The 22,410-nt window shown below is 44.2% G+C and carries 21 protein-coding genes and 1 pseudogene; 15 read left to right on the forward strand and 7 right to left on the reverse strand.

Annotation, left to right across the window (positions count from 1 at the left end):
• Positions 1-344: 344 nt before the first annotated feature.
• Both AC04NP_RS00445 and AC04NP_RS00450 read left to right on the forward strand, forming a co-directional pair.
• Positions 345-743, forward strand: coding sequence for a PIN domain-containing protein (locus AC04NP_RS00445; protein ID WP_482857327.1), 399 nt, complete (start codon positions 345-347; stop codon positions 741-743).
• Between the two features lie 193 nt (positions 744-936).
• On the forward strand, positions 937-1,086 hold the full coding sequence (locus AC04NP_RS00450) for a hypothetical protein (protein ID WP_482857328.1): 150 nt from the start codon (positions 937-939) through the stop codon (positions 1,084-1,086).
• Positions 1,087-1,093: 7 nt separating this feature from the next.
• On the opposite strand, the gene AC04NP_RS00455 is transcribed toward AC04NP_RS00450, so the two are convergent.
• The 3 genes from AC04NP_RS00455 to AC04NP_RS00465 are packed head-to-tail and all read right to left on the reverse strand — an operon-like array spanning position 1,094 to position 5,850.
• A complete protein-coding gene (locus AC04NP_RS00455) occupies positions 1,094-2,443 on the reverse strand; it encodes an FGGY-family carbohydrate kinase (RefSeq protein WP_482857329.1) in 1,350 nt (449 codons plus the stop codon).
• 3 nt (positions 2,444-2,446) lie between these two features.
• On the reverse strand, positions 2,447-3,730 hold the full coding sequence (locus tag AC04NP_RS00460) for a sugar isomerase (protein WP_482857330.1): 1,284 nt from the start codon (positions 3,728-3,730) through the stop codon (positions 2,447-2,449).
• Between the two features lie 11 nt (positions 3,731-3,741).
• Positions 3,742-5,850 carry a bifunctional aldolase/short-chain dehydrogenase gene (locus AC04NP_RS00465; RefSeq protein ID WP_482857331.1) on the reverse strand — a complete coding sequence of 703 codons (2,109 nt, stop codon included), beginning with the start codon at positions 5,848-5,850 and terminating at the stop codon, positions 3,742-3,744.
• Positions 5,851-6,101: 251 nt separating this feature from the next.
• On the opposite strand from AC04NP_RS00465, the gene AC04NP_RS00470 reads away from it, so the two are divergent.
• From AC04NP_RS00470 to AC04NP_RS00510, 9 genes and pseudogenes are all read left to right on the forward strand, one after another.
• The gene (locus AC04NP_RS00470) at positions 6,102-7,148 is read left to right on the forward strand and encodes a GntR family transcriptional regulator (RefSeq protein ID WP_482857332.1); all 1,047 of its coding nucleotides are present in this window, start codon (positions 6,102-6,104) and stop codon (positions 7,146-7,148) included.
• The gene (locus AC04NP_RS00475; RefSeq protein WP_482857333.1) at positions 7,114-7,971 is read left to right on the forward strand and encodes a sulfatase-like hydrolase/transferase; all 858 of its coding nucleotides are present in this window, start codon (positions 7,114-7,116) and stop codon (positions 7,969-7,971) included. The genes AC04NP_RS00470 and AC04NP_RS00475 overlap by 35 nt, the downstream gene beginning before the upstream one ends.
• 27 nt (positions 7,972-7,998) lie before the next feature.
• Positions 7,999-9,435 carry a purine-cytosine permease family protein gene (locus AC04NP_RS00480; RefSeq protein ID WP_482857334.1) on the forward strand — a complete coding sequence of 479 codons (1,437 nt, stop codon included), beginning with the start codon at positions 7,999-8,001 and terminating at the stop codon, positions 9,433-9,435.
• The gene (locus AC04NP_RS00485; protein ID WP_482857335.1) at positions 9,432-9,626 is read left to right on the forward strand and encodes a hypothetical protein; all 195 of its coding nucleotides are present in this window, start codon (positions 9,432-9,434) and stop codon (positions 9,624-9,626) included. The genes AC04NP_RS00480 and AC04NP_RS00485 overlap by 4 nt, the downstream gene beginning before the upstream one ends.
• Before the next feature lie 476 nt (positions 9,627-10,102).
• A pseudogene (pckA, locus tag AC04NP_RS00490) lies at positions 10,103-11,717 on the forward strand (phosphoenolpyruvate carboxykinase (ATP)).
• A gap of 499 nt (positions 11,718-12,216) precedes the next feature.
• A complete protein-coding gene (locus AC04NP_RS00495) occupies positions 12,217-12,525 on the forward strand; it encodes a hypothetical protein (RefSeq protein ID WP_482857336.1) in 309 nt (102 codons plus the stop codon).
• 12 nt (positions 12,526-12,537) lie between these two features.
• A complete protein-coding gene (locus tag AC04NP_RS00500; protein ID WP_482857337.1) occupies positions 12,538-13,329 on the forward strand; it encodes a hypothetical protein in 792 nt (263 codons plus the stop codon).
• A 329-nt stretch (positions 13,330-13,658) separates the two neighbouring features.
• Positions 13,659-13,931: a hypothetical protein gene (locus AC04NP_RS00505; RefSeq protein ID WP_482857338.1), complete on the forward strand. Its 273-nt coding sequence runs from the start codon at positions 13,659-13,661 to the stop codon at positions 13,929-13,931.
• Positions 13,931-14,701, forward strand: a complete 771-nt coding sequence (locus tag AC04NP_RS00510) for an SDR family NAD(P)-dependent oxidoreductase (protein WP_482857339.1) — start codon at positions 13,931-13,933, stop codon at positions 14,699-14,701. The genes AC04NP_RS00505 and AC04NP_RS00510 overlap by 1 nt, the downstream gene beginning before the upstream one ends.
• A gap of 160 nt (positions 14,702-14,861) precedes the next feature.
• Here the strand turns inward: AC04NP_RS00510 and feoB are convergent, their stop codons facing one another.
• From feoB to AC04NP_RS00525, 3 genes are all read right to left on the reverse strand, one after another.
• Positions 14,862-16,931, reverse strand: coding sequence for a ferrous iron transport protein B (gene feoB / locus AC04NP_RS00515; RefSeq protein WP_482857340.1), 2,070 nt, complete (start codon positions 16,929-16,931; stop codon positions 14,862-14,864).
• 18 nt (positions 16,932-16,949) lie between these two features.
• A complete protein-coding gene (locus AC04NP_RS00520; protein WP_482857341.1) occupies positions 16,950-17,207 on the reverse strand; it encodes a FeoA family protein in 258 nt (85 codons plus the stop codon).
• A 312-nt stretch (positions 17,208-17,519) separates the two neighbouring features.
• Positions 17,520-19,835 (reverse strand): GH92 family glycosyl hydrolase, encoded by a 2,316-nt coding sequence (locus tag AC04NP_RS00525; protein WP_482857342.1) that lies wholly within the window; start codon positions 19,833-19,835, stop codon positions 17,520-17,522.
• 100 nt (positions 19,836-19,935) lie between these two features.
• On the opposite strand from AC04NP_RS00525, the gene AC04NP_RS00530 reads away from it, so the two are divergent.
• The 3 genes from AC04NP_RS00530 to AC04NP_RS00540 all read left to right on the forward strand — a co-directional run bounded on the left by AC04NP_RS00530 (position 19,936) and on the right by AC04NP_RS00540 (position 21,084).
• Positions 19,936-20,298, forward strand: coding sequence for a hypothetical protein (locus tag AC04NP_RS00530; protein ID WP_482857343.1), 363 nt, complete (start codon positions 19,936-19,938; stop codon positions 20,296-20,298).
• Between the two features lie 158 nt (positions 20,299-20,456).
• Entirely contained in the window at positions 20,457-20,945 is a 489-nt protein-coding gene (locus tag AC04NP_RS00535; RefSeq protein ID WP_482857344.1) for a hypothetical protein, read from the forward strand.
• Complete coding sequence (locus tag AC04NP_RS00540; protein WP_482857345.1) at positions 20,920-21,084, forward strand: hypothetical protein; 165 nt, start codon at positions 20,920-20,922, stop codon at positions 21,082-21,084. Before AC04NP_RS00535 ends, AC04NP_RS00540 begins: the two co-directional genes overlap by 26 nt.
• Positions 21,085-21,289: 205 nt before the next feature.
• On the opposite strand, the gene AC04NP_RS00545 is transcribed toward AC04NP_RS00540, so the two are convergent.
• A complete protein-coding gene (locus AC04NP_RS00545) occupies positions 21,290-21,574 on the reverse strand; it encodes a two-component regulator propeller domain-containing protein (protein WP_482857346.1) in 285 nt (94 codons plus the stop codon).
• Positions 21,575-21,855: 281 nt separating this feature from the next.
• Between AC04NP_RS00545 and AC04NP_RS00550 the strand changes: the two genes are divergently transcribed.
• Positions 21,856-22,023 carry a hypothetical protein gene (locus AC04NP_RS00550; RefSeq protein WP_482857347.1) on the forward strand — a complete coding sequence of 56 codons (168 nt, stop codon included), beginning with the start codon at positions 21,856-21,858 and terminating at the stop codon, positions 22,021-22,023.
• Positions 22,024-22,410: the final 387 nt, after the last annotated feature.

A 22,410-nucleotide genomic window follows, 5' to 3' on the forward strand; every position in this document is an offset into this window, starting at 1 on the left:
TAATCTGATAATTAGTAAGTAAGCTTTGTGTCTTGGTGCCTTTGTGGTTGACCATTTTTCACCACGGAGGCACCAAGACACAAAGAGACACAGAGGCTTTCGCCTGTAAAATAAAAATACGAGCACATGCTTAAGTTGTGCAACAGCCACAGATACTGGCGCCAGGTTAAGAATGAAGTTATTCAGGCACAAACATACAATGAAACAAAGGTGTAAGCTTGAATACCTCCCCAATTTAACCTGTTATATTGTAAGTTAATAGTTATTTTTATAACCTTATGAAATTGTGCATGGTTCTGTGCTCAAATGACGACCATAGTGCTGCAAATTGAAACAAATGACAAATGCCTATAATCAGTTTTCCAACTCCGCCCATCCAATCAGTAACTTTCAAAATCACTGGGTGCGTAGTCCTGATTTTGCTCTTTTTTACATGCGCAACTCCTGTCATTTGCAGTAATGTTTATTATCTTTTAAGGCAAACGGCCAGGCAAGAAAAGGTGATAGAAAAGTTAAAACAACTATTATTAATCACGGACGTCTTACCAATGGATAGGGAGGTTGTAAAGAATGCTCTGCATTCGGCATTCAAAGATTTTGAAGATGCCCTCCAAAACTATACAGCCATACAATATGGCGGAATTGATGTAATACTAACCAGGAATTTGAAAGCCTATCAAAAAAGCGAAATAGGCGTATTGACCCCTGAAACATATTTAAAAACTATGGTGGCCGATTGCTAAAAGACGCGCATGTCAGTTTTGAAAAATCCAATATCCCATTTTGAAAATAACATCTTAATCATTTCATAGCGAATTCACCGGATTGCGCCCGGTTTACTTTATCCAACTGATAAAAGCAAAATAAACCAAAAGGCCAGGTGAGATTTGGGTTGACAGTGGGATCATTAATGACACAGGATTTTATAATTTAAAAGTGGACATCCTCACCTTTTTTGAAAATTGGTTGGACAGAGAAATTGCCATTAAAGAAGGCAAAAGCAAAAGACTGGTCAATGCCTGGTATTCGTTTCTTGCATTTGGAAATAGCAACAGATACAAGATTGTAAAAGCAGAAAAACACTAACACCCCATCACCCCACTATGCCATCTCCCACCCCCTCATTAACCACCATCGCCGCCCCAAGCGCCGACCCCAAAGGTTGTGAGCTCACCGATAATTTGTATCCTGGCAACTCGTGTTGCAGCATCTGTACAAACAACGCATTATTAACAAACCCGCCATCAATAATAATGTGCTTCACCGGTGTTTTGCCAATCACCAGTTCGAGTGAAGCCTTTTGCAGGACGACCAGTCCCCACATCAGATGATGATAGGCTTCTTCATACGTGCCGAAAATGCCGGGATCCCATTGTTCGGTAGACAACACCTCTTCGACTAAGGGGTTTTTAATGGTTTCCGGATAAAAAAGATAATCTATGTTTCCATGTTCCACCTGTTTTAAAAAATCGGGATTCAGCGGTACATTTTTATAGTAACCGGAGTTTTTATGAAAAATCCCATCCAGCTTCCTGATTTGATGCACCATTTCATGGCCCAAAAATAGCCGTGCGGCCTTTACAGGTTTGCCATGGACACCCAAAAACTTCAGGCAATCTTTTCTTAGTTGCTCCAGGGTGAGTGGCTCCTCGCTAAAAGGGTTTACGGTAATGCTCCAGGTGCCGGTAGAAATCAGGATAAAGGGCTCTTTTAGTTCTTTCAAATAGGGAACCAGGGCCGAGGAACTGTCATGTATGCCTACTCCCACACGCACAGGCCGGCTGTTGAAAGCAACTTCAAAGCTTGTGGTAGCAGGGACTGTTTCGGGAAATAATTTGTCAATTCCTTCCTTTGCCGTCCAGGAATGATATTGATTGCGCTCAAAATCCCACAACTTGGTGTGGCATCCGATGGAGGTGGGTTCACTCACCATTTTGCCCGAAAAAACATATGAGAGGTATTGCGGAAAATGCAGGCTGGTTTTTATTTTTTGAAACAAATGTGGTCTCTGCTTTTTTAGCCAATATAGCTGGAGTCCTGAGTTGAGCATGCCCAGTGAGGGAGAGGCGGTTTCAAGGTTGTTCTGTTCCTTTCCACCATATTGATCGTAATAGGCATCCAGGATTTCCTGCGGAAAGGGTTTAATATAGTTATACAATGGTGTTGCCGGTTTTCCTTCCTCATCCACGTTGACAATGCTGGCTCCGTAGCCTGAAAAATTCAGTGCCTGCACTTGATATTCATTGGATTTGACAACGTTTTCGAAGGTCTGTCTCATCCAGTCTGTGACGGATTGCAGGTCCTCACAGGGATATCCGTCTTCATCCTCGATCAAATCGAATTGTCTGTATTGCCGGTGAACTTCCTCAAAGGCATCATCAAACAGAAAAAACTTTTTGTTGGTCTTTCCAATATCAAATATGGCGGTTACCGGAGTTTTCATATTTTATAATCCGGTGGAAACAGTTTTGAGGCCTCTTTCCTTCCGGAGGTGTTGTCTGATATTCAGTTTCCGGAACAAAGCCACAGGATCGACGGCGGCACCCGCCCTGAGGCGGGCTTCTGCCAACAGTGGCCTTACATCTGTGCGGAAGGCGTTTTGTAAAATCTCCTGGGCTTTTACCACATCGTTCTCTTCCTGAGCTACTTCCAATGCGTCACGTTTAACCAGCAAAGCCTGTGCATACGCGATTTTGATGGCTTCCACTGATTGTAAAAGGTCTTCGAGCGGGTCTTTTACATTGTGACTGGCGTCGATCATCCATGCCGGGGTGGGATTGGCACATGCAGGATCTTCCATGCCGGCTACCAGTTCATTGAAAATTAAAAACAACTGGTAAGGTTTTATACTGCCTGCAGTTAAATCATCGTCGCCGTATTTGGAGTCATTAAAGTGAAAACCTCCCAGTTTTTCTTCCATCATAAGTAAGGCAACGATTTGCTCAATGTTGGTATTAGGCAAATGGTGCCCCAAATCTACCAGACAGCGGGCCTTTTTTCCCAGCTTGGAGGCCAACAGGTGTGAGCTGCCCCAATCCTGGATGACCGTAGCATAGAAGTTGGGTTCATAAGGTTTATACTCCACAAACATCTTCCAATCTTCCGGAAGTTGTTCATAAATCGCCTGCAGAGAGGTTAATGTGCGTTGAAAGGCTTTTTTAAAATGCTGTTGTCCGGGGAAGCATGCACCATCGGCCAGCCAAACTGTAAGTGCGCCGGAGCCAAGCTCTTGCCCGGTTTTTATCACCTCAATGTTATGGTCGATGGCCTGTTGTCTCACGGCATGATCCGTGTGCGACAGTGAACCGAATTTATAAGAATGCCCCTGGCCGGGCTGGTCCTGGAAAGTGTTGGAATTAACCGCGTCAAAAACCAGGCTGTATTCTTCCGCCAACGCTTTGATGGCAGTGGTATTTTCGGGCACATCCCAGGGAATGTGCAGGGAAATAGCATCGCTGGATTTGTTTAAAGCATGAAGCAGCCCCACATCAGCAATTTTTTCTTCAAGGCTCCGGGGCTCACCGCCCATAGAAAACCTGCCAAAGCGGGTGCCACCAGCGCCTAATGCCCAACTGGGTATTGCGATTTGAAAACTGGTAATCTTGTGCAGTAAACTATCGACGTCAAATCCTTCATGCTGCAGCCGTTCGGCTAAAAATGTAAAACCGGCCTGCTGGCTTTCCCTGAAGCTTTCATTGTGCTCTCTGATCAGGATATCATCAATTTTCATAAAGCCTCCCGTTATCTTACAAAGGCTGCGGCCACACCGCCATCCACATTTAAAATATTACCGGTGCTTTTGGATAATAAGCCACTTACGAAAGCAAATACCCCGTTGGCTATATCTTCCGTAGAGATAACTTCATTTAACAAGGTTCTTTTAGCGTAAAAAGCTGGTAACTCTTCCAGGGTAATGCCGTAAGCTTTGGCGCGACCTTCCGCCCATTTTCCCTCCCAGATCTTGCTGCCTTCAATAACCGCATCAGGATTTACCACATTTACCCGTATTTTGTCCTTGCCCAACTCTGCGGCCAGCAACCGACTCATATGCGTTTGGGCAGCTTTGGCTGTTCCGTAACCCACATTATTCGGGCCTGAAACAAGCGCATTTTTGCTGGCTATATTAACAATATCTCCTCCCAAACCCTGTGCCCTGAGAATTTCTATTCCTTGTCTGGACACTTCGAATTGTCCTTTCACAATAACATCCTGCAACAGATTCCAGTCCTCTCCGGTGGTTTGTTCCACAGGCTTGGAAATAGCGAGCCCTGCGCAATTGATGATGATATCCACCCCTCCGAAGGTTAAACATGCTTTTTCAAAAGCCTTACCGATAGCTTTGTCGTCTGTAACATCCAGCTTGCAGTAAGCGGCCACATCCCCGGACTTGTCCTCTATGGATAGTTTTAGTCTGTCTTCTTCAACATCCGTATAAAAAACGCAGGCCCCCTCCTCAGCCAGTTTGTCACCGATTGCCTTGCCAATGCCTCCGCCACCTCCTGTGATCAGCGCGATTTTTCTGGAAAGCGGCTGCTCCTTGGGCATTCTTTGTAGTTTAGCTTCTTCCAGCAACCAGTACTCTATGTCAAATGCCTCCTGCAGGGGCAATGAAACATACTCCGAGACTGCTTCGGCCCCTTTCATCACGTTGATGGCGTTGATATAGAATTCACTGGCGACACGGGCAGTTTGCTTGTTTTTGGCGAATGAGAACATACCCACCCCTGGCCATAGAATGATGACCGGATTGGGATCGCGAATGGCCGGGCTGTTATCTCTTTTGTGGTCTTCGTAGTATTTTTTATAATATGATCGGTAGTCCTCAAATGCTTTTTCGAGATACTGGCTTATTTTGCCAATGTCCGAAAGGTCCTCGTCGGGAGTAATGTCCAGTACCAGCGGACGGATTTTGGTTCTGAGAAAATGATCGGGGCAACTGGTTCCCATGGAAGCCAGCTTTTCCAGATCCTGGCTGCCGATAAATTCCAAAACCCGCTCATCATCAGTGAAGTGCCCTACCATACGCGCATAACCGGATGCCAACCCACGGAGTACCGGCGCCAGTTGGGCTGCCTGGGTGGCCCTTTTGTCTGCTGCCAATGACTCAACCTTCAGACCGCCAAAAACCGGCCGGTTTTTACCATAATGTTCACTCAGATATTTAGAAGCGGTATCAATAACTTCCAGACTATTCAAATAACAGGCATAGGAGGTGTCACCCCAGGTAAACAATCCGTGACCACCCAGTATGATGCCCCTGATACCGGGATTTTCATTCAGGCATTTTTCAAGCTGCAAGCCCAGGTCAAAACCCGGCCGCTGCCAGGGTATCCAGGCAATCTTCCCCTTGAATAGCTCCTTGGTGATGTGCTCACCATCTTTGGAGGCAGCAATGGCAATCGCCGCGTCAGGATGAAGGTGGTCGATATGTTTGAAAGGAAGAAAGGCATGCAGCGGTGTGTCAATAGAAGGTGCTCTGGAATTCAGATCAAATATACAATGATTAAAAAGGGCAACCATCTCATCTTCATACTCGAGCCCGCGGTAGATGTTTCCCAGCGACCGCAACTTGTCCACGTACAAGCCTGCCAACCCATTTCTTTTAAGCGTACCGATATCACCTCCCGAACCCTTTATCCACATTACCTCCACCTCCTGACCGGTAAGCGGATCTTTTTCCATGGTTTTGCAACTGGTGTTTCCTCCACCGTAATTGGTGATCCTCAGGTCAGCGCCCAAAACATTCGATCTGTACAACAGCAAGGCTACTTCATCGCCTTTTAAGGATTCCTCTTTCTGCTTATCCCATCGATAATCTAAATGTTGAAATGTCTTTTCTACTATTTCCATAATTTTTCTGATGAATGGTTGTATAAGACAAAATTATTCTTTTCTGCTATGCCCTCTATCCTGTGGTGTGCTGTTTTTATTTTGGTGCTACCGATGTTTCACCTCTACAGGACTTTTTTTATGTTTCTTTTTGTTTCCAATGTTTTGCCCCGGCAAGACATTTGATTTTCTACTGATAGGAAAATTAAATTATTGTTCCTTATTTGGCATTTTTAATTTTAAATTTAGGAAAATCAAGGTACATTTTTTCGATGGGATCACCAATTTCAATCGACATTAATACTGAGTCAAGAATACCTAAATACCAACAGGTGGTTGATTCGATTATCCATGATATTGAAAAGGGATATCTGAAAGTAGGACAGAAGATCCCCTCTATCAATGAGATTAGTGAGGAATACTATCTGTCTAGAGATACGGTAGAGAAGGCGTATAATCAGTTGAAGGGTAGGAAGATTATTACCTCTACCAAAGGCAAAGGGTATTACGTAGCCCGTACCGATCTTATTTCCAAGCTTAACGTACTTTTTTTACTCAATAAACTAAGCTCCTACAAAATGCGGATCTATAATTCATTTGTCAATAGCATGGGTGCCAACGCCCATGTCGATCTGCAGATTTACCATTGTGATCCCAAAATATTTTTAAATGTGCTGGAAGAAAATCTAAGTAAGTATGACGCTTATGTGGTGATGGCACATTTTAAGGATAAGCAGCAGCACCATATCAGTATTACCGATGATATCCTCAAGGCCCTGAATAATATTCCTCAGGATAAGCTTATACTCATGGATAATAATCTTCCTGAATTACAAGGTAAATTTTCCGCTATCTATCAGGATTTCAAAATGGATATTTATGAAGCGCTGAGAGATGGATTAGACACCTTAAAAAAATACAATAAACTCATATTGGTTTATCCCAGCCAATCACTTTACCCTTACCCGAAGGAAATTTTGTTGGGTTTTAGAAAGTTTTGCGTTGAGTTCGATCTTGATTTTGAAATTCTGGATGAAATCTATGATGATATGGAGCTACATCAAAAAGATGCCTATATCATAATTGAAGAAATGGATCTTGTTAGTTTGATCAAGCAGATCCGCGATAAAAAGTTTAAGCTTGGCCATGATATTGGTGTTATTTCTTACAATGACACCCCGTTGAAGGATTTGCTGGGCATCACTGTTATTTCCACAGACTTTAAGTTAATGGGAGAAACCGCGGCTTATATGCTGATAAAGGGCAAGAGGGAAAAAGCTAAAAATGCTTTTCGGTTTATTAACCGGAATTCGATCTGAGGGATTTGGTAGTGGAGAGGAGGGGTCTCCTCATATTATTTTCATTTTGGCAGATGATTTGGGCTGGGCCGATCTGCCGGTTTATGGCAATAAATTCAATGATGCTCCGAATATTACAAGACTAGCCAGCCAGGGTAAACTATTCACTAACGCGTATGCCGCTGCCCCGGTATGTTCTCCCACACGGGCAAGTATACAATCAGGACAGTATCCGGCACGGGTAGGGATCATTGATTTCATTCCCGGGCATTGGCGGCCGTATGAAAAGTTGCGGGTGGCATCGAACAGAACGCAATACCTTCCGGAGGATATTTATACTTTGGGCGAACTGATGAAAGATGCCGGTTATGCTACCGGCTATTTCAGTAAATGGCATTTGGGTGGCAGTCCGGAACACTTACCTGAAAGTCAGGGCTATGATGAAAGTGTGGTTTACCGTGTAGGGGGCTATTTTGGTTTTGGGGAGAGGTTACATCCGCCCCGGGATTTTTCCCGGGACAAGGTGCTGTCAGAAGCCCTTACGGATCTAAGCATTCGGTTCATAGAAAATAACAAAGAGCAACCATTTTTTCTTTTTCCGGGCCATTATGATGTACATGTTCAACTGGATGCCGATACAACTTTGATTCATAAATATCTGAAAAAAGAAAAGGTTGATAACTATCCCGGTAACGCCATTTATGCCGCCTTGATCCAAAACCTAAGGGGTCTTAATGCCCAAAACACCTTACAACAAAATCTGCCACAGACATGTCTTGATTTGTGCCACATCAAACAGCATAGTACAGGATGCCGTAAGGGCCGGATTTCTTTATCTTTATAGAATATATAAACCCGGATTTTAGCCCCAATGTTATTCAGTAAGAAAAATCTGGTTGGCAGGCTTGACGCTGTCAACGAATTTGAAAGAGAGCCGGTACCGACTGCCAGGCTTAAAGGATGGAAAAGTTTTATAGGGATGTACGCTGGTGAGCATACGGCAGGAACAGAATTTGTGATCGGGCCATTGTTTGTGGCACACGGAGTTGCTGCGTTTGACCTGGTGGCAGGCCTTTTGGTGGGCAATGCGCTGGCAGTGTTAAGTTGGGCCTTTCTTTGTGCCCCCATTGCCGTTAAAAAGAGAATCACCTTGTATTTTCAACTGGAAAAAATTTGTGGGGCCCGTTTAACCATGGTTTACAACCTGGTGAATGCCCTGATGTTTTGTTTTTTGGCCGGTTCGATGATCGCAGTTTCTGCTACTGCAGTGGGCATTCCTTTTGATTTAACCATGCCTTCCTTAAATGATATCTATCCTAACAGCATCGGTTGGGTGGTGACTGTGCTAATTGTGGGCGTTGTTACCACACTGATCGCCATGTTTGGCTATAATCAGGTTTCACGCTTTGCCAATGTGGCGGCCCCCTGGATGATCATGGTTTTCATGGCCGCTGCCATCGCGGTTTTGCCGGAAATGGGTGTGAATTCGCTATCCGATTTCTGGACGGTTGCCAAAACAAAAATGTGGACAGGCATACCCCTGGAAGGGCAGAGCAGGTTTTCTATCTGGCATGTGATCTTTTTTTCGTGGTTTTGCAACATGGCTATGCATATGGGTATGGCTGATATGTCGATCTTAAGATACGCAAAAAAATGGCAATATGGCTTTTCATCCGCTGCAGGCATGTACGTAGGTCACTTTATAGCCTGGATAGCTTCCGGCATACTATATTCTTTATTTCTTATCGAGTCCAATAACAGTCTTGATTTTGCCCCCGGACCTGTGGCCTACAGGGCGGCAGGTGTGGCAGGTGCCCTATGTGTGGTGATCGCAGGATGGACAACAGCAAATCCCACCATCTACCGTGCAGGTTTGGCCATACAATCGATTATGCCCCGGTCAAAAACCTGGAAGGTGACACTGATTGTAGGGGCAATCACTACATTAGCAGCCTGTTTTCCGGGGTTGGTGATGAAGCTACTGGATTTTGTGGCCTTATACGGACTTATTCTGATGCCAATGGGGGCAATCATTTTTATAGATGTCCGGCTATTTCCAAAGCTTGGCCTGGCTTCGGATTTTGCCTTTCGTCATGGCATTAATTATAACTGGGCAGCCGCCATTACATGGATCCTGACCCTGGCTTTGTGTCTGGCGTTAAATCGCTGGAATGGTGTGGAAGTTTTCTTTTTAGGATTGCCGGGTTGGTTTGTGGCTGTTGTTATTTACATTATTGGCAGTAAAATTATGCAAAGGAAATACGCATCAGCACCTGCTCAACCGGATAAACCTTTAGTGACACCATGAAAAATCCACAGGTAAAAATATCATACATCAAAATAATTTCGTTCACCGGCCTGATCCTTACCCTGATTCCATCTATACTGGTTTACCAGGGTGACATTGATTTGGAAATGAACAAAATGCTGATGTTGATAGGCACCTTTTGCTGGTTCCTTACGGCACCCTATTGGATGAACAAGAACCAAAACCGCTAAATCACAAAACCAGTGATGAAAAAAGATCACAGCCAATGGCAACACGCCTTTCTTTTGCCTGGTATTGCCATACTATTTTTTACGTTTTGCTGCCTCTCTTGTAAACTACAAAAGGAACAAAAATCAGCGTTTGAAGATGGCAATTACCTGCATCACTATGACCTCATCTGATTTCCTTTCCCCCATAACATGACCAAAGTCAATTTCATTTATGACAGTCATCATATTTAAGTTTTTAATTCTGGGTGAAATTGAGTATCCAAAGGCCGGAATTCAAGCTACGTGTTCACAAAGCTGACAGTTCGACAGTTTGCTTAGCATACGGTATACGTTCACTTATTAGTAATGTAGTGTTGATCTTGAATTTAATGATAAGTTCATAACAAAAAGGGCTCTGCGTTATGTACTTGTCAAGAAATAATAGATATCTTATAATAAAACCTATATCAAACAGAAAAACTTAGCATAAAGAAACGATGAGAAGAACTAACTTAAAATCCCTCATGGAAGACCTGATTAAATTGGGTCTGAGTAATATTAAAGGAGTATTATGGAATTTAACGTCAGCGGAATTGGTTACGGAGGCAGTGAAAAACGGCGAAGGACAATTGACCGATACCGGGGCGATTATGTGTGATACCGGTAAGTTCACAGGGCGTTCACCCAAAGACAGATTTATTGTAAAAGATGATCTTACCAAGGATAAAGTCTGGTGGAGCGATATCAACGTGGCCTTTGATTCTGAAAAATTTGACCGGCTATATGATAAAATGATTGCTACACTTCCCCTGAAAAAACTATACATCCGCGATGCCTTTATCGGTGCCGATCCTGCCCATAGAATGAAAATAAGAATTATTGACACCCAGGCCTGGCATAATCTTTTTTGTTACAACATGTTCATCAGGCCCCGCCCGGATGAATTGGAGGATTTTCACCCGGACTTTACTGTTTTAGCCGTACCTGAATTCAAAGCAGATCCTGAAGTGGATGGCACCCGTCAAAGCAATTTTGCCATTATCAATTTCACCAAACGGATTATTATCGTCGGTGGCACAGGATATACCGGGGAGACTAAAAAAGGAATATTCAGCGTTTTGAATTTTCTCCTGCCGGAAAAAGAAAACATCCTCTCTATGCATTGCAGTGCCAACATGGGTAAAGACGGAGATACTGCGATTTTCTTTGGGCTGTCCGGGACCGGAAAAACAACTTTATCCGCAGATCCCAACCGTCATTTGATCGGTGACGACGAACACGGCTGGACCGATGACGGTATATTTAATTTTGAAGGGGGGTGTTATGCCAAGGTAATCGATTTGTCCCCTGAAAAAGAACCGGAAATATATAAAGCCATAAAATTCGGGGCTATCTTGGAAAATACCCGCTTTTTTCCGGGAACTACCACAGTGGATTACAGTAACATGGAAGTAACAGAGAATACCAGGGTTTCGTACCCACTGTATCATATCGAGAATGCGGTAACATCTTCCCGGGGTGGAATACCAAAAAACATTTTTTTTCTGACCGCCGATGCGTACGGCGTGTTGCCTCCGATTGCGAAGCTAACCCCCGGACAAGCCATGTACCATTTTATTTCAGGTTATACAGCCAAGGTAGCCGGTACCGAGGCAGGTATTGACGAGCCACAAACTGTATTTTCCGCATGTTTTGGCGCCCCTTTTATGCCACTGCACCCCACAAAATATGCTGAGTTGCTGGGAGAAAAGATGGTTAAACATGATGTTAACATCTGGTTGGTGAACACCGGTTGGTCCGGTGGCGAATACGGGGTTGGAGAACGTATCAACCTGAAGCATACAAGGGCGATGATAACAGCAGCCCTGGAAGGCAAGCTGATAGGCGTATCTTATGAAAAACATCCCATATTTGGTTTAAACATGCCAAAAGAAGTACCTGGCGTGCCTTCTGAGATACTCAACCCAAGAGATACCTGGCGTTGATAAGGATGCCTATGACAACAAGGCCAATGATTTGGCACAGGCTTTCATAGAAAACTTTAAGAACTATTCTGAATACGCCAGTGAAGAAATCATGCAGGGTGCCCCACAGGCAGGCGTGCCTTCATAAAAAGTACTTAAAGAGTCACCTTATGGTGCAGGCGTCCCATGGGTGTTGCACAACGTTTTTTTCGAAAATAATGAAAGCTTGGCAGATTACACTCAAACGCGTGCTCATCGCTGAGAGGGCACGCGTTACCTGCGCTAAACGCGCGCCAGCTTCTTTCGTTTTTTTTGTTATACGATGCGCAACAGCCACGTCTCGCTTGTGCCTTTCAACGACGGCACAAGCTTCCCGCTTGCCCTGTTTGTTTGAAAATCTACGTAATCCCTGCTAAATTTAATAATGTCGAAATACTGTTAATCCAATAACTGTTTTAATCATCAAAGCCTACGGGTTACCTCAGTTCACATTTGTGATACATGGTTCGACCTGCTTCTTGCCGGATTCCGTTACATTTGATATTATACAAAAGGTAACTCAAATGTATTGGAATAAGAGTTTTTTGTTTTTTCGCTGTAAAGTAAGGTTTTGTTCAGGGATCTTGTGCCTCGTCATACTATGCATCATGAGCTGTGGTACTGAAAAGTATGTGCAGTTTGTATATGCAGATCTCAGGGCCTTTGGGGAACAGAAGTCTGCCTCCGAGTTACAATTTGAAGCTTTTGAAGCTGGTGGTGGTGGTTTGAAAAGGGAACAGTCCATTGTATGGCATGAGGTTACCTGTTCATGGACTACCTCCGGAAATGATGCCTGCCTTGAAGTTAACGTACCAGACTCCTCCGGATACCTGGAAGGTTCGGTCAAAGCGTTAAACTTGCCTGAAAACCGGAAGGGTTTTGATGAGATATCTTTGCAGGCAGAAAACCCGAACTAGCATCCGGTTACCTTGACACTGACTGTTTTCGGGCCCAGGAATGTCCTGACCGATACTTTCAGGCTCCGGGCTAATCAGGAACAAACCCTGATAGTTTCCTTATCGGACTTGCCACTGGCAGCCGGAAATCAAAGACTATACATCCCCAATAAAATCAGAATAAGTGCCGTGGCTGCCGAACCCGCTTTCAATTTTATTTTAACCGGTTTACGTTTAAGACCCGGGCCACCACCTCATGAAATTGCTTGTGTAGATGCATTTGGACAAAGAATAAGGGGTAGCTGGGATAAAAAGATACCCAATGAATCAGGGTTGATAACATCTAAAACTGAAGAAGAAAAATATTTATCAGAAATTCCTGATAACGAACAAGGGGGCAGGTATTTTGGGCTTGAATCAGAGCAAAAATTTAACGCCACCGGATTCTTCCGGTTAGAAAAAGTTTTGGACGATAAAGGGGAAAAGTGGTGGTTTATCACCCCGGATGGGCAACCTTTTTGGTCGTTGGGAGTTACCTGCATACGTCCCCGACACAACCGGACAGCCGTTACAAATATTAAAAACCGGGAATTTTTATTTGAGCAACTTCCTTCCCGTAATGGCAGGTATGGTTCAGTTTATGCAAGTGATACTACGATCAGCATCTATAGCCTGAATCTGTTGAAAAAATATGGAACCATTGATGCCTGGAGAGACAGGGCCCTGGAGAGAGTCAAGAAATGGGGACTCAACACAATTGGTAACTGGACAGAAGACAGTGTCATCTTTAAGAGAAAGGTACCCTCCAGCCACACCGGGAGTTAGTAGAAGCCATCGGGGTGTGCAGTAAAAACATTTATCAGTGGCATCATAATGCAAGACTTGATTGAAAACTATATAAACCAATGATTTGAGTAGACAGAATTTGCAGGTCATGGATGAGCTGATTGCCGCTTATGAGGCATGGGCTCTGCGTGTGGGAGTAATTCCGGGGGATCGACTGGTAAAAAAATAAGTTATGAAAAGTACAGGTATAGCCCTGCCGGTTCTGATCCTCCTATCCTCCTGTGGAAAACAGAAGTTGGGGCGCAAATGCCTGAGGTGAGATAGTGGATAGAGGGTAATTTGACAGGCTTCGGGTTGAGTGGGTATCGATGGCCCATTTTCCCCCTTCAGAGCCAGGGCAAGTCAAGGTACTGATCAATCAGGCCCACCACTATCTGGACAAAATTGAAAATGCCATTTTACAAACTCTTAAACACCGGGGCCGGGTAAACCTTCAAACACTCTGGCCATCCGTTTGTGATACATTGGAAAAAACCCGGGAGTTCCGTGCGTTGTCAACAGTGTACGCCCATATTGAGGATTTGAGGCTGAAAAATGTTATTATTGAGCATACAGATGCAACTTTTAGTTTAAAAGAATAATGAAAAAATTTGAAAACAAAACAGCGGTAGTGGCGGGTGGTGGATCAGGCATAGGAAAGGCTACCGCTATTGCTTTTTCCGCCGAAGGCGCTTCCGTGGCGGTCATTGATATTCATGCAACCAATGCCAGGAATACGGCTGATGAGATAATCGCCAAAGGAGGTAGCGCGTTAGCTCTGCCCGCAGATGTTACCAAAATGGCTGAAGCAGAACAGGCTGTTAACAAAGCGGTGAGTACTTTTGGTGGCATCCATTATCTCTGCAACTCTGCTGGCCTGCAAAGCTATGGCACTGTTGTTTCAACTGATGAGGAAACATGGGACCGGACCCTTGAGGTAAACCTGAAAAGTATTTTTGTTGTTTCCAGGTTTTGTATTCCTGAAATGATGAAGCAAGGTGGAGGTGCTGTGGTTAACATATCTTCAGTGCAGGGGCTGCGTTGTCAAACCAATGTATCGGCCTACGCTGCTTCCAAAGGTGCCGCTATAGCACTTACCCGTTCGATGGCACTGGATTATGCCCCGGAAAATATACGTATCAACTGCATTTGCCCGGGCTCTATTGATACCCCAATGTTACGTTACGGCGCCGGTAAGCATGGGGAGGTGGAAGAGGTCCTGAAGTCCTGGGGAAGTCATCACCCCATTGGCAGAATTGGTACAGCCGCCGAAATCGCCCAAACGGTAATCTTTCTTTGCAGCGAAGATGCCGGATTTATAATCGGCCAACCCGTGGTCGTGGATGGTGGCTTGATGAGTCAAATCTTTTAGAAATTAAAATAAAAATTAAACTCATTTTTATTTTAATTTTTATCCCCCATAGGACAATGGGAGCATTTGTCGTTTTTTTTGAATACGGAGTTGTAGGCTATCCTTCCAAGATAGGAGCAGGATGCCATAAACAAGATAATTACCAATGCGGTTTGTATCATTATTTTAACAGGTAATAAGTAAGCCAAGCGGCAAGATAAGCCAGCAGGGTCATATATGCTGTTTGTATTAACGGCCATTTCCAGTTTTTAGTTTCGCGCAGGACGATGGCCAGGGTACTCATGCACTGCATAGCAAACGCGTAAAACACCATCAAAGATACGCCTGTCCCAAGAGAATAAACCAGTTGTCCCGTAGCGGGGTTAATTTCGGTTCGCATACGGTCGATGAGGGAGTCATTTTCTTCAAAGTCCTCACCAATACTGTAAATCGTGGCCATGGAACCTACAAAAACCTCTCTGGCGGCAAAGGAGGTGATGAGTGCAATCCCTATTTTCCAGTCATAGCCCAGTGGCGCAATAACCGGTTCTATGGTTTTGCCCAAAATGCCAATCCATGAATTCTCAAGTTTAACCGTATTCAATTGCTGTTGATAGTCCTCCCAGGCCAGACCTTCTTCGACCGGTGGTTTGGGAATACTGTTAACCGCATTTTCAATTCTCTTCGCAGGGCCGTATGAAGCGAGTACCCAAAGGACAATGGATATAGCTAAGATAACTTTGCCGGCCTCCCATACAAACACCTTTGTTTTTTCTAAAATTGTCAACAATATATTTCGCCAGCGGGGCATTTTATACATGGGTAGCTCCATGATCAGAAAACTTTTCTGTTTTGCTTTAATGATCCATTTCAATAAAATGGCCACACCAAGCGCTGCTATTAAGCCCAGCAGGTAAAGACCCAGCAGTACCAGACCCTTGAGATTAAAAATACCACCGATCGCGATATCCGGAATGACAAGGGCGATTAAAAGGGTATATACTGGCAAACGGGCCGAACAGCTCATCAGCGGCGTTACCAGAATAGTGATTAACCGGTCTTTCCATTGATCGATGCTTCTGGTGGCCATAATAGCGGGAATGGCGCAGGCGACTCCTGAAATAAGCGGTACCACACTTTTACCGTTAAGCCCAAATGGACGCATCAGCTTGTCCATAATAAAAACCACCCTGGACATGTAACCGGTCTCTTCCAAAATAGCTATAAAAGCAAACAACAAGGCAATTTGCGGAATAAATATGACAACTCCACCCACACCTGGAATGATCCCTTCTGCCAACAGGTCCGTGAAAATACCGGCAGGAAGCCAGTTTTTTACTGTATAACTGAAGCTGAAAAACACATCATCGATCAGGTTCATGGGCCATTCCGCAAAGGAATAGATAGCCTGGAATATCAGGGTTAAAATACCCGCGAAAATAACATAACCCCAGACCGGATGGGTGACAAGCGCATCAATTTTGCGGGTTAAATGTGAATAGGTGGATTTTTTTTGCTTTTTACTGATAACAAATCCCAGAAGACGCCGGATTTTTTTATACCTGATCTCCGTTTCAATTCCCTGTGTAACCGGATCATCGAAGAAAAGCGGAACAAAAGCGTTATCTGTGCTTTGGCCGTTGCTCTTCCCATTAGGCCTGTAACTACCGGCAAGTAACCGGGTTTTGTCTGCCGTTTGTTTAAAATCATCTATAGCTATAAACGGTTGCGAATGATGAGAATTACCATAAGTAAGCATGGCTTTTTTTAATGCCTCGATACCTTCCCCGGTTCGTGCATTCACCGGGCATATGGTTACACACCCTAATACCTCTGCCAGCTTCTTAAAATCAATGTCTATCCCTTCATTGTCTGCCACATCTATCATTGTCGGCACCAAAATAATGGGTAAACCCAGATCATACACCTGGGTGTAGATCAACAAGCTGCGTTCCAGATTACTGGCATCCACGATCACCAAAGTCAAATCCGGATACTCTTTCAGCCCCGGACTTGTTAATATGCTCTGTACAATTCTTTCATCTTCCGAACGAGGGTATATGCTGTAACAGCCAGGCAAATCAATCAGCGAAATCCGTTTTCCCTTTTCAAGGAGGCAAAACCCTTCCTTTTTATCTACGGTAACACCGGGATAATTACCAACATGTTGATTTAATCCCGTTAAATGGTTGAATAACGAACTTTTACCGGAATTAGGGTTTCCCACCAAAGATACTCTCTCAACAGCCATACGGCCAAATTTAGGTATTTAAACAGACTTTAAAAATACGGAAGAAGCTTCTTTTAGCCTTAGCGATAAAGTATAACCCTCCACGTCAACACCTACGGGATCTCCCAGGGGTGCTTTCATAAGCATTTTAACCCGCTTTCCCGGAAAGAGCCCCATATCGATCAATTTGGCCGTGTATTCGTTGTCGTCCAGATGCACAATTTCTCCTTCCTGCCCCAGCTCAAATTGATCCAGGGTGGTAGTGACTACGTCAGATGCCTTCCTAGATAAATTCACGGCAAAAATAAATGCTTAGTTTAAAATATGTATCCACTCTCAGAAAAAATAGTATTTGTTATATAACTTGACTTCACAGCCTGATACAGGCTTAAATAATACAAAGTTAGGCAGACACGGGCTGTCATCCAATCGCTGGTAGTAGGTATTCTCGATACCTACTGGTAGCCATGTTAGCGATTGCTTTTTTTGTGGGTGGTATTTTGGATGGATTGCGTTGGGGATGATAAGGTGTCGGGTATCAGGGGTGAGGAGTCAGGAGTCAGGGGACTGTGTGTGGTAGTTGGTAGTTGCTGTAGGTTGTCATGATGGCTAAGAGCCTTTTTTGGTGGTTGGTGGACGTGCTTCAGGGGAGCTGGCCCAGGATTTATTGGGCTTCGGACCCATGGTAAACTCGAGCAACCCTCCTTTGGTAATTTCTTCATGTGTCAGGTAAATTCGTTCGAAGGGTTGGCCGTTGAGCAAAGCTGACTGGATGTATTTGTTTTCTTCACTATTATTCAAAGTTCTGATAGTGAAAGAGTTATTACTTCCAATCGGCGTGACAGTAACCTCGTCGAATATAGGGCTGCCGATGATGTAATAGGGAGTGCCTGGTGTAACGGGGTAAAAGCCCGTCATGGTCATCACGGCCCAGGCCGACATCTGGCCAACGTCATCGTTACCACTTAATCCTCCCGGACCCACATTGTACTCTTCCCTGAGCACCTGACGGGCGCGATCCTGGGTTTTCCAGGCGGCACCAGCCCATGCGTACAAATAGATGGTTTGATGGCCTGGCTCATTTCCGTGCCAGTATTCCCCGATTTCAAACATGGAGTCAAGGCGATGAACAAAGCGTTCTTCACCACCCATCGAGGATATGAGTCCGGGCACATCCTGAGGTACATACCAGGTATATTGATAAGGTGAGCCCTCGGTGATATACGAGGCCCTTTTGGCCGGTTCAAAGGGTTCAATCCAACGGCCATCGGCAAAACGCCCCCTTACAAAACCTGTGGAGGTATCAAATACATTTCTGTAATTGCCTGCGCGTTTGATCAATTGTCGGTAATCCTCTGTTTTTCCAAGTTTTTTGGCTACCTGGGCCAGTACAAAATCATCATACGCATATTCCAATGTCCTGGATACCTGCTCATTCTGGTGAAAGGCCTCTTTCACAGTATCTTCCAGCGGAATATAACCGTATTGCAGGTAGGAGTCCAGTGCCCTCCTGCCTTTACCATTTTTGTACACTTCAAAATCAGTGGGCGACTCAAACGCATTTTTCCGCATATAGTAGTAGGCGGTATCAATGTCGAAATTATCCAGACCTTTTATATACGCATCCCCAATGACAGCAATTACATGGTCACCGATCATTCCGGCAGTATACTGGTTCCAGCAGGGGAAAATTGGCAACCACCCACCTTGCTCAGCCTTTCTGATAAGCGACTGCACCATCTCGGTCTGTTTGGCAGGGTTCAGGATGGTGAGCATAGGATGGAGCGTGCGATAGGAATCCCAGGTGGCATAATCAGTGTAATAAATATGATCGGTAGCTACCTGGATTTCATCATTGTCTGCAAAACCGGGGTAGCTTCCGTCAATGTCACTGAATACCCGGGGCAGCATACTGGCATGATAAAGGGCCGTGTAAAATATTGTCAAATCATTCTTCGATTTTCCTTCTGCGCGCAAAACACCCAGGTTTTCTTCCCAATTGGCCCTGGTTTCATTTCGTACCTGATCAAAATCCCAGTCCCTGATTTCCGCATCGAGGTTTTCAAATGCGTTTTCTATACTTGTCAAAGAGGTTCCGATCTTTACCAGAACCTGTTCGGTGGCTTTCGTGTCGAATTTTACATAGGCACCTGTGTTGGTAAGCGGGTTTTCAATATCTTCTTTACCCCAGATACCGTGTTCCTTAAATGGCTGGTCAAAAACCGCTACAAAAAATCCGCTGAAACCTGCGGGTTCTCCCCATCCCTGATAAATCCGGTGGGCAGGATTGTAACCAATAATTGTATTTTTTTCGGGAATGATTTCAATGTGCCCTTCCATTTCATCGCTGTTGGGCTCAATTACCACATAACCTTCGTTGTCTTCGAGAAAGGTAAACCGGAAAAAACCCGCCCGGGTTGTTCCTGTCATTTCGGCATTGATCTGGTAATCCTGTAACAGCACCCGGTAATAGGCAGGTGAGGCAAACTCGTGATCGTGACTAAAGGCGGAGGCACGCTTTTCCGCGTGTAGTTTTAGTTCTCCGGTGAGCGGCATAATGGTAAAGCTTCCGTAGTCCTGGGTACACGAACCACTCATGAAACGGGACCCTCTGAAGCCTTGTATTAACGAGTCAGCATAATAATAGGGCGCCAGGCATTTTTTTTCAGTAGCCCTGGTCTGTGGTGTCCAGTTGGTCATGGCATTGGGATTGCCCACTGCCGGAAAAGTATTCGCCAGATTTTCTGTGCTGCCTTTTATGCTATGCTTGAGCGCAGAGATCGTCTGTGCTTTACCTGTACCAATCATAGGATCGACAAACTGCAGCAGGTTTTCATGCTCATTCTTTTGATCTGGCATTGAACAGGCAGAGATGAGTATTAAAAGTAAGGTTTGGTGACCTAAGTTTCGAAAAATGTTTGTCATAGGACAAATGTTATTAATAAATCATCAAAAAGCAACCAAGTGCGACATTTGCCCTCCAATATTACTATTTTTTGACTTCCCGTTACCAGTTTCCCCCTCAATGAAGCAGTTTACCGATCTCTTCAATACCACTACTGCCAAATGCTATTGGGACGGGTGCTGGCACCATCCCATTGAGCGCGAAGAAGGCGTGCGCGTCACACGTTTTTTTGAACAGGAAGTACGATGGGGGCTGGTAAATGGGATCAGGGTGAAAGGACATCCTTTGGTCCGGACAATCCGAAAGGGTATTCCGACATGGATGGATAAATATCCTATGGGTGAGCAAATGAAGCGGCTGGAAAATCATGTCCGTTCGATGATCAAGGAGGACCATTGGACCATCGATGGGAATTACACAACCGATGAGGGGGGGATTGCTTTTCCCAAGGGCTTTTCATGGTACTTATTATTTACAATATGAAGACCATCGGGGCAATCCGATGCTACACAGGTTTGAAGTTTCACCGGCAACCATTAACCAGGTAACCATTTTAACCCGGACCGAAACCTAAGCCACCCTGCCAAGGCTTGCACATTCATTAATTTTGTATGGTGTTGGAAAATTAAAAATTATTTTACATGGTACATGACAGAACGATAGTCGGTATATTCACTTTATGGTGTTTTTTCTTGGGCAATCTCAATTGTGCCGGTCAGATTAAAGATGAATTTCTCACCGATTTGTATGATAAACTGCACGATTCAGAGCGCCAGCAGCATTTTAAATTTATCCGGCCCATGCCGGCAGGGGTAGTTTATATTCAGCATCCGGGAGAAGGGGAAAAGGAAATGAGGGAGCACTTCAGGCTGATGAAAGAACTGGGATTCAACAGCCTGAAGCAAATCATGACTGTGCCAGGCTGGGAGCCGGAGGATGTGCAGCTCATTGCGCTGGATGAAGGAATCATCCCCTGGTGGTACGGGGAAGGGGGCTGGGAACCGATTACCGATGACCTTCTTAAACAACTTGGGATTTCCAAAAAGCTTTCCCCCGGGGAAATTCGGGAACATCCTAAAAATGCAGCGATTTCAAACCAAAGTATTGAAAGACAGGATACTCGGTTTTAAGGCTCAAAGGAAAGAAAAAGGAGAAATTATCCGTACCAGCAGCAGGGCATTTGACCCTACGGTAGGAAGGAGGGGTATAGAATTGCGTGATAAAGGGAAAGCGCTTTTTACTGTCTGGGCCCGGGAATATCCAGGCTGAGCAAATGCTGGTAACCTATACTTTAGGAGAGCAATTAAAGAGCCCCTATGCTTGTGAGGGGGCACTGGTATACCGACTCAGTGCACCGGATGCTGATCACTATTTTTTCATTAATGATGGGCCGGCCAAAATAGTGGTTTTCAGAAGCGACTTCTCCTATAAGCAGACCTTGGATGCGCTTACCGGAGAGGAAGTGAATTTGAAATCACTGCGGTGGGAGGCAGATGATGCCTTCGGAACTGGGGATCCACAAATTATGTTTTTTGTCTTCTGTAATAGCTATGACAGATGCCTGTTTTTCTATTGTGTTTCTTCCGGCGCTGATAAATGTATGTGTTTCATAGTCAAATACATTTAACCCTCGAGCGGTACCTATCCAAAGATTACCGCTATTGTCTTTGTAAAGGCATTTTACATGATCGCTGCTTAAACTATATCGAACAAAGCCAGCCAGAAACAACTGTTTGCGGGCGGCTCCGCATATAGCCATTTTCTCCGGATTTCCGGTAATTTAATTGTTTTTAAGTGCCATCCGATTAGAAAATTAATTAAATAATTGTTGAATCTGAAATTATGTGAAGATCGGATGTATCCCTGCACAGCGATGGTATGACCTCATCAATGAAACAATGCTCCCCGTTAATGAACGGAAATTACCTGTTCGCTTTATACCCGGCAGTATTATTTTATATTGATTTTCTTTAAATTGAGACAAAATAATTTGGATAATTTTCAAAAAAATCCGAAAAATCTAACCCTAAACTATTGAAAATGAAAGAGAGGACTACTAACACCAGGAGCGCTTTTCTTAAAAATGCAGCCATAAGCACAGCCGGGGTAGGCCTGGCTACTTCTTTCACGGCCAAGAGCTATGCCAGTATTCCGGGTGCCAACGACCTTATAAATGTAGCATTTTCATTGCTAAATCTAAATCTTTGAGTTTCCAAACCTTCTCCAAGATTAACAATGGAGCATCCAGGGAAATTTTGAATGAAATTTCTTATTTCTTTATCAAATGTTAAAGACCTGACTGCATGAGATGGCTCACCCTTACCGAAATCACCTTCGTAGTCATATTTAATGGAATGATATATTTCTATAGCCCTTTCATCTTTTATTATTCCGTCTTTTCACATGGCTTCGGTTGCTCTGTTATGTAGCGTCCAAAGCATAGTCTGAGGAACGTTTTTGAGTTTAACTTCTTGCATTTTATTCATTTTTAATGAGATACAGCAATAGCGTGTTTTATCATCTTATTGCTTAAAACACTACTGCTTGAAATTAATGAATATAGTCTAAACAGGTAGTAAAAACAAGTGGATGAAG

The sequence above is a fragment of the Agaribacillus sp. DX54 genome (assembly GCF_056858335.1).

What these genes read in the sequence shown, in the direction of transcription:
- AC04NP_RS00445 (WP_482857327.1), top strand. Translation starts at nt 345, where the DNA reads ATGCCTATAATCAGTTTTCCAACTCCGCCCATCCAATCAGTAACTTTC.
- AC04NP_RS00455 (WP_482857329.1), bottom strand. Translation starts at nt 2,443, where the DNA reads ATGAAAACTCCGGTAACCGCCATATTTGATATTGGAAAGACCAACAAA.
- AC04NP_RS00460 (WP_482857330.1), bottom strand. Translation starts at nt 3,730, where the DNA reads ATGAAAATTGATGATATCCTGATCAGAGAGCACAATGAAAGCTTCAGG.
- AC04NP_RS00465 (WP_482857331.1), bottom strand. Translation starts at nt 5,850, where the DNA reads ATGGAAATAGTAGAAAAGACATTTCAACATTTAGATTATCGATGGGAT.
- AC04NP_RS00470 (WP_482857332.1), top strand. Translation starts at nt 6,102, where the DNA reads ATGGGATCACCAATTTCAATCGACATTAATACTGAGTCAAGAATACCT.
- AC04NP_RS00475 (WP_482857333.1), top strand. Translation starts at nt 7,114, where the DNA reads ATGCTTTTCGGTTTATTAACCGGAATTCGATCTGAGGGATTTGGTAGT.
- AC04NP_RS00480 (WP_482857334.1), top strand. Translation starts at nt 7,999, where the DNA reads ATGTTATTCAGTAAGAAAAATCTGGTTGGCAGGCTTGACGCTGTCAAC.
- AC04NP_RS00485 (WP_482857335.1), top strand. Translation starts at nt 9,432, where the DNA reads ATGAAAAATCCACAGGTAAAAATATCATACATCAAAATAATTTCGTTC.
- AC04NP_RS00495 (WP_482857336.1), top strand. Translation starts at nt 12,217, where the DNA reads ATGAGCTGTGGTACTGAAAAGTATGTGCAGTTTGTATATGCAGATCTC.
- AC04NP_RS00505 (WP_482857338.1), top strand. Translation starts at nt 13,659, where the DNA reads ATGGCCCATTTTCCCCCTTCAGAGCCAGGGCAAGTCAAGGTACTGATC.
- AC04NP_RS00510 (WP_482857339.1), top strand. Translation starts at nt 13,931, where the DNA reads ATGAAAAAATTTGAAAACAAAACAGCGGTAGTGGCGGGTGGTGGATCA.
- feoB (WP_482857340.1), bottom strand. Translation starts at nt 16,931, where the DNA reads ATGGCTGTTGAGAGAGTATCTTTGGTGGGAAACCCTAATTCCGGTAAA.
- AC04NP_RS00525 (WP_482857342.1), bottom strand. Translation starts at nt 19,835, where the DNA reads ATGACAAACATTTTTCGAAACTTAGGTCACCAAACCTTACTTTTAATA.
- AC04NP_RS00530 (WP_482857343.1), top strand. Translation starts at nt 19,936, where the DNA reads ATGAAGCAGTTTACCGATCTCTTCAATACCACTACTGCCAAATGCTAT.
- AC04NP_RS00535 (WP_482857344.1), top strand. Translation starts at nt 20,457, where the DNA reads ATGGTACATGACAGAACGATAGTCGGTATATTCACTTTATGGTGTTTT.
- AC04NP_RS00545 (WP_482857346.1), bottom strand. Translation starts at nt 21,574, where the DNA reads ATGGCTATATGCGGAGCCGCCCGCAAACAGTTGTTTCTGGCTGGCTTT.
- AC04NP_RS00550 (WP_482857347.1), top strand. Translation starts at nt 21,856, where the DNA reads ATGAAAGAGAGGACTACTAACACCAGGAGCGCTTTTCTTAAAAATGCA.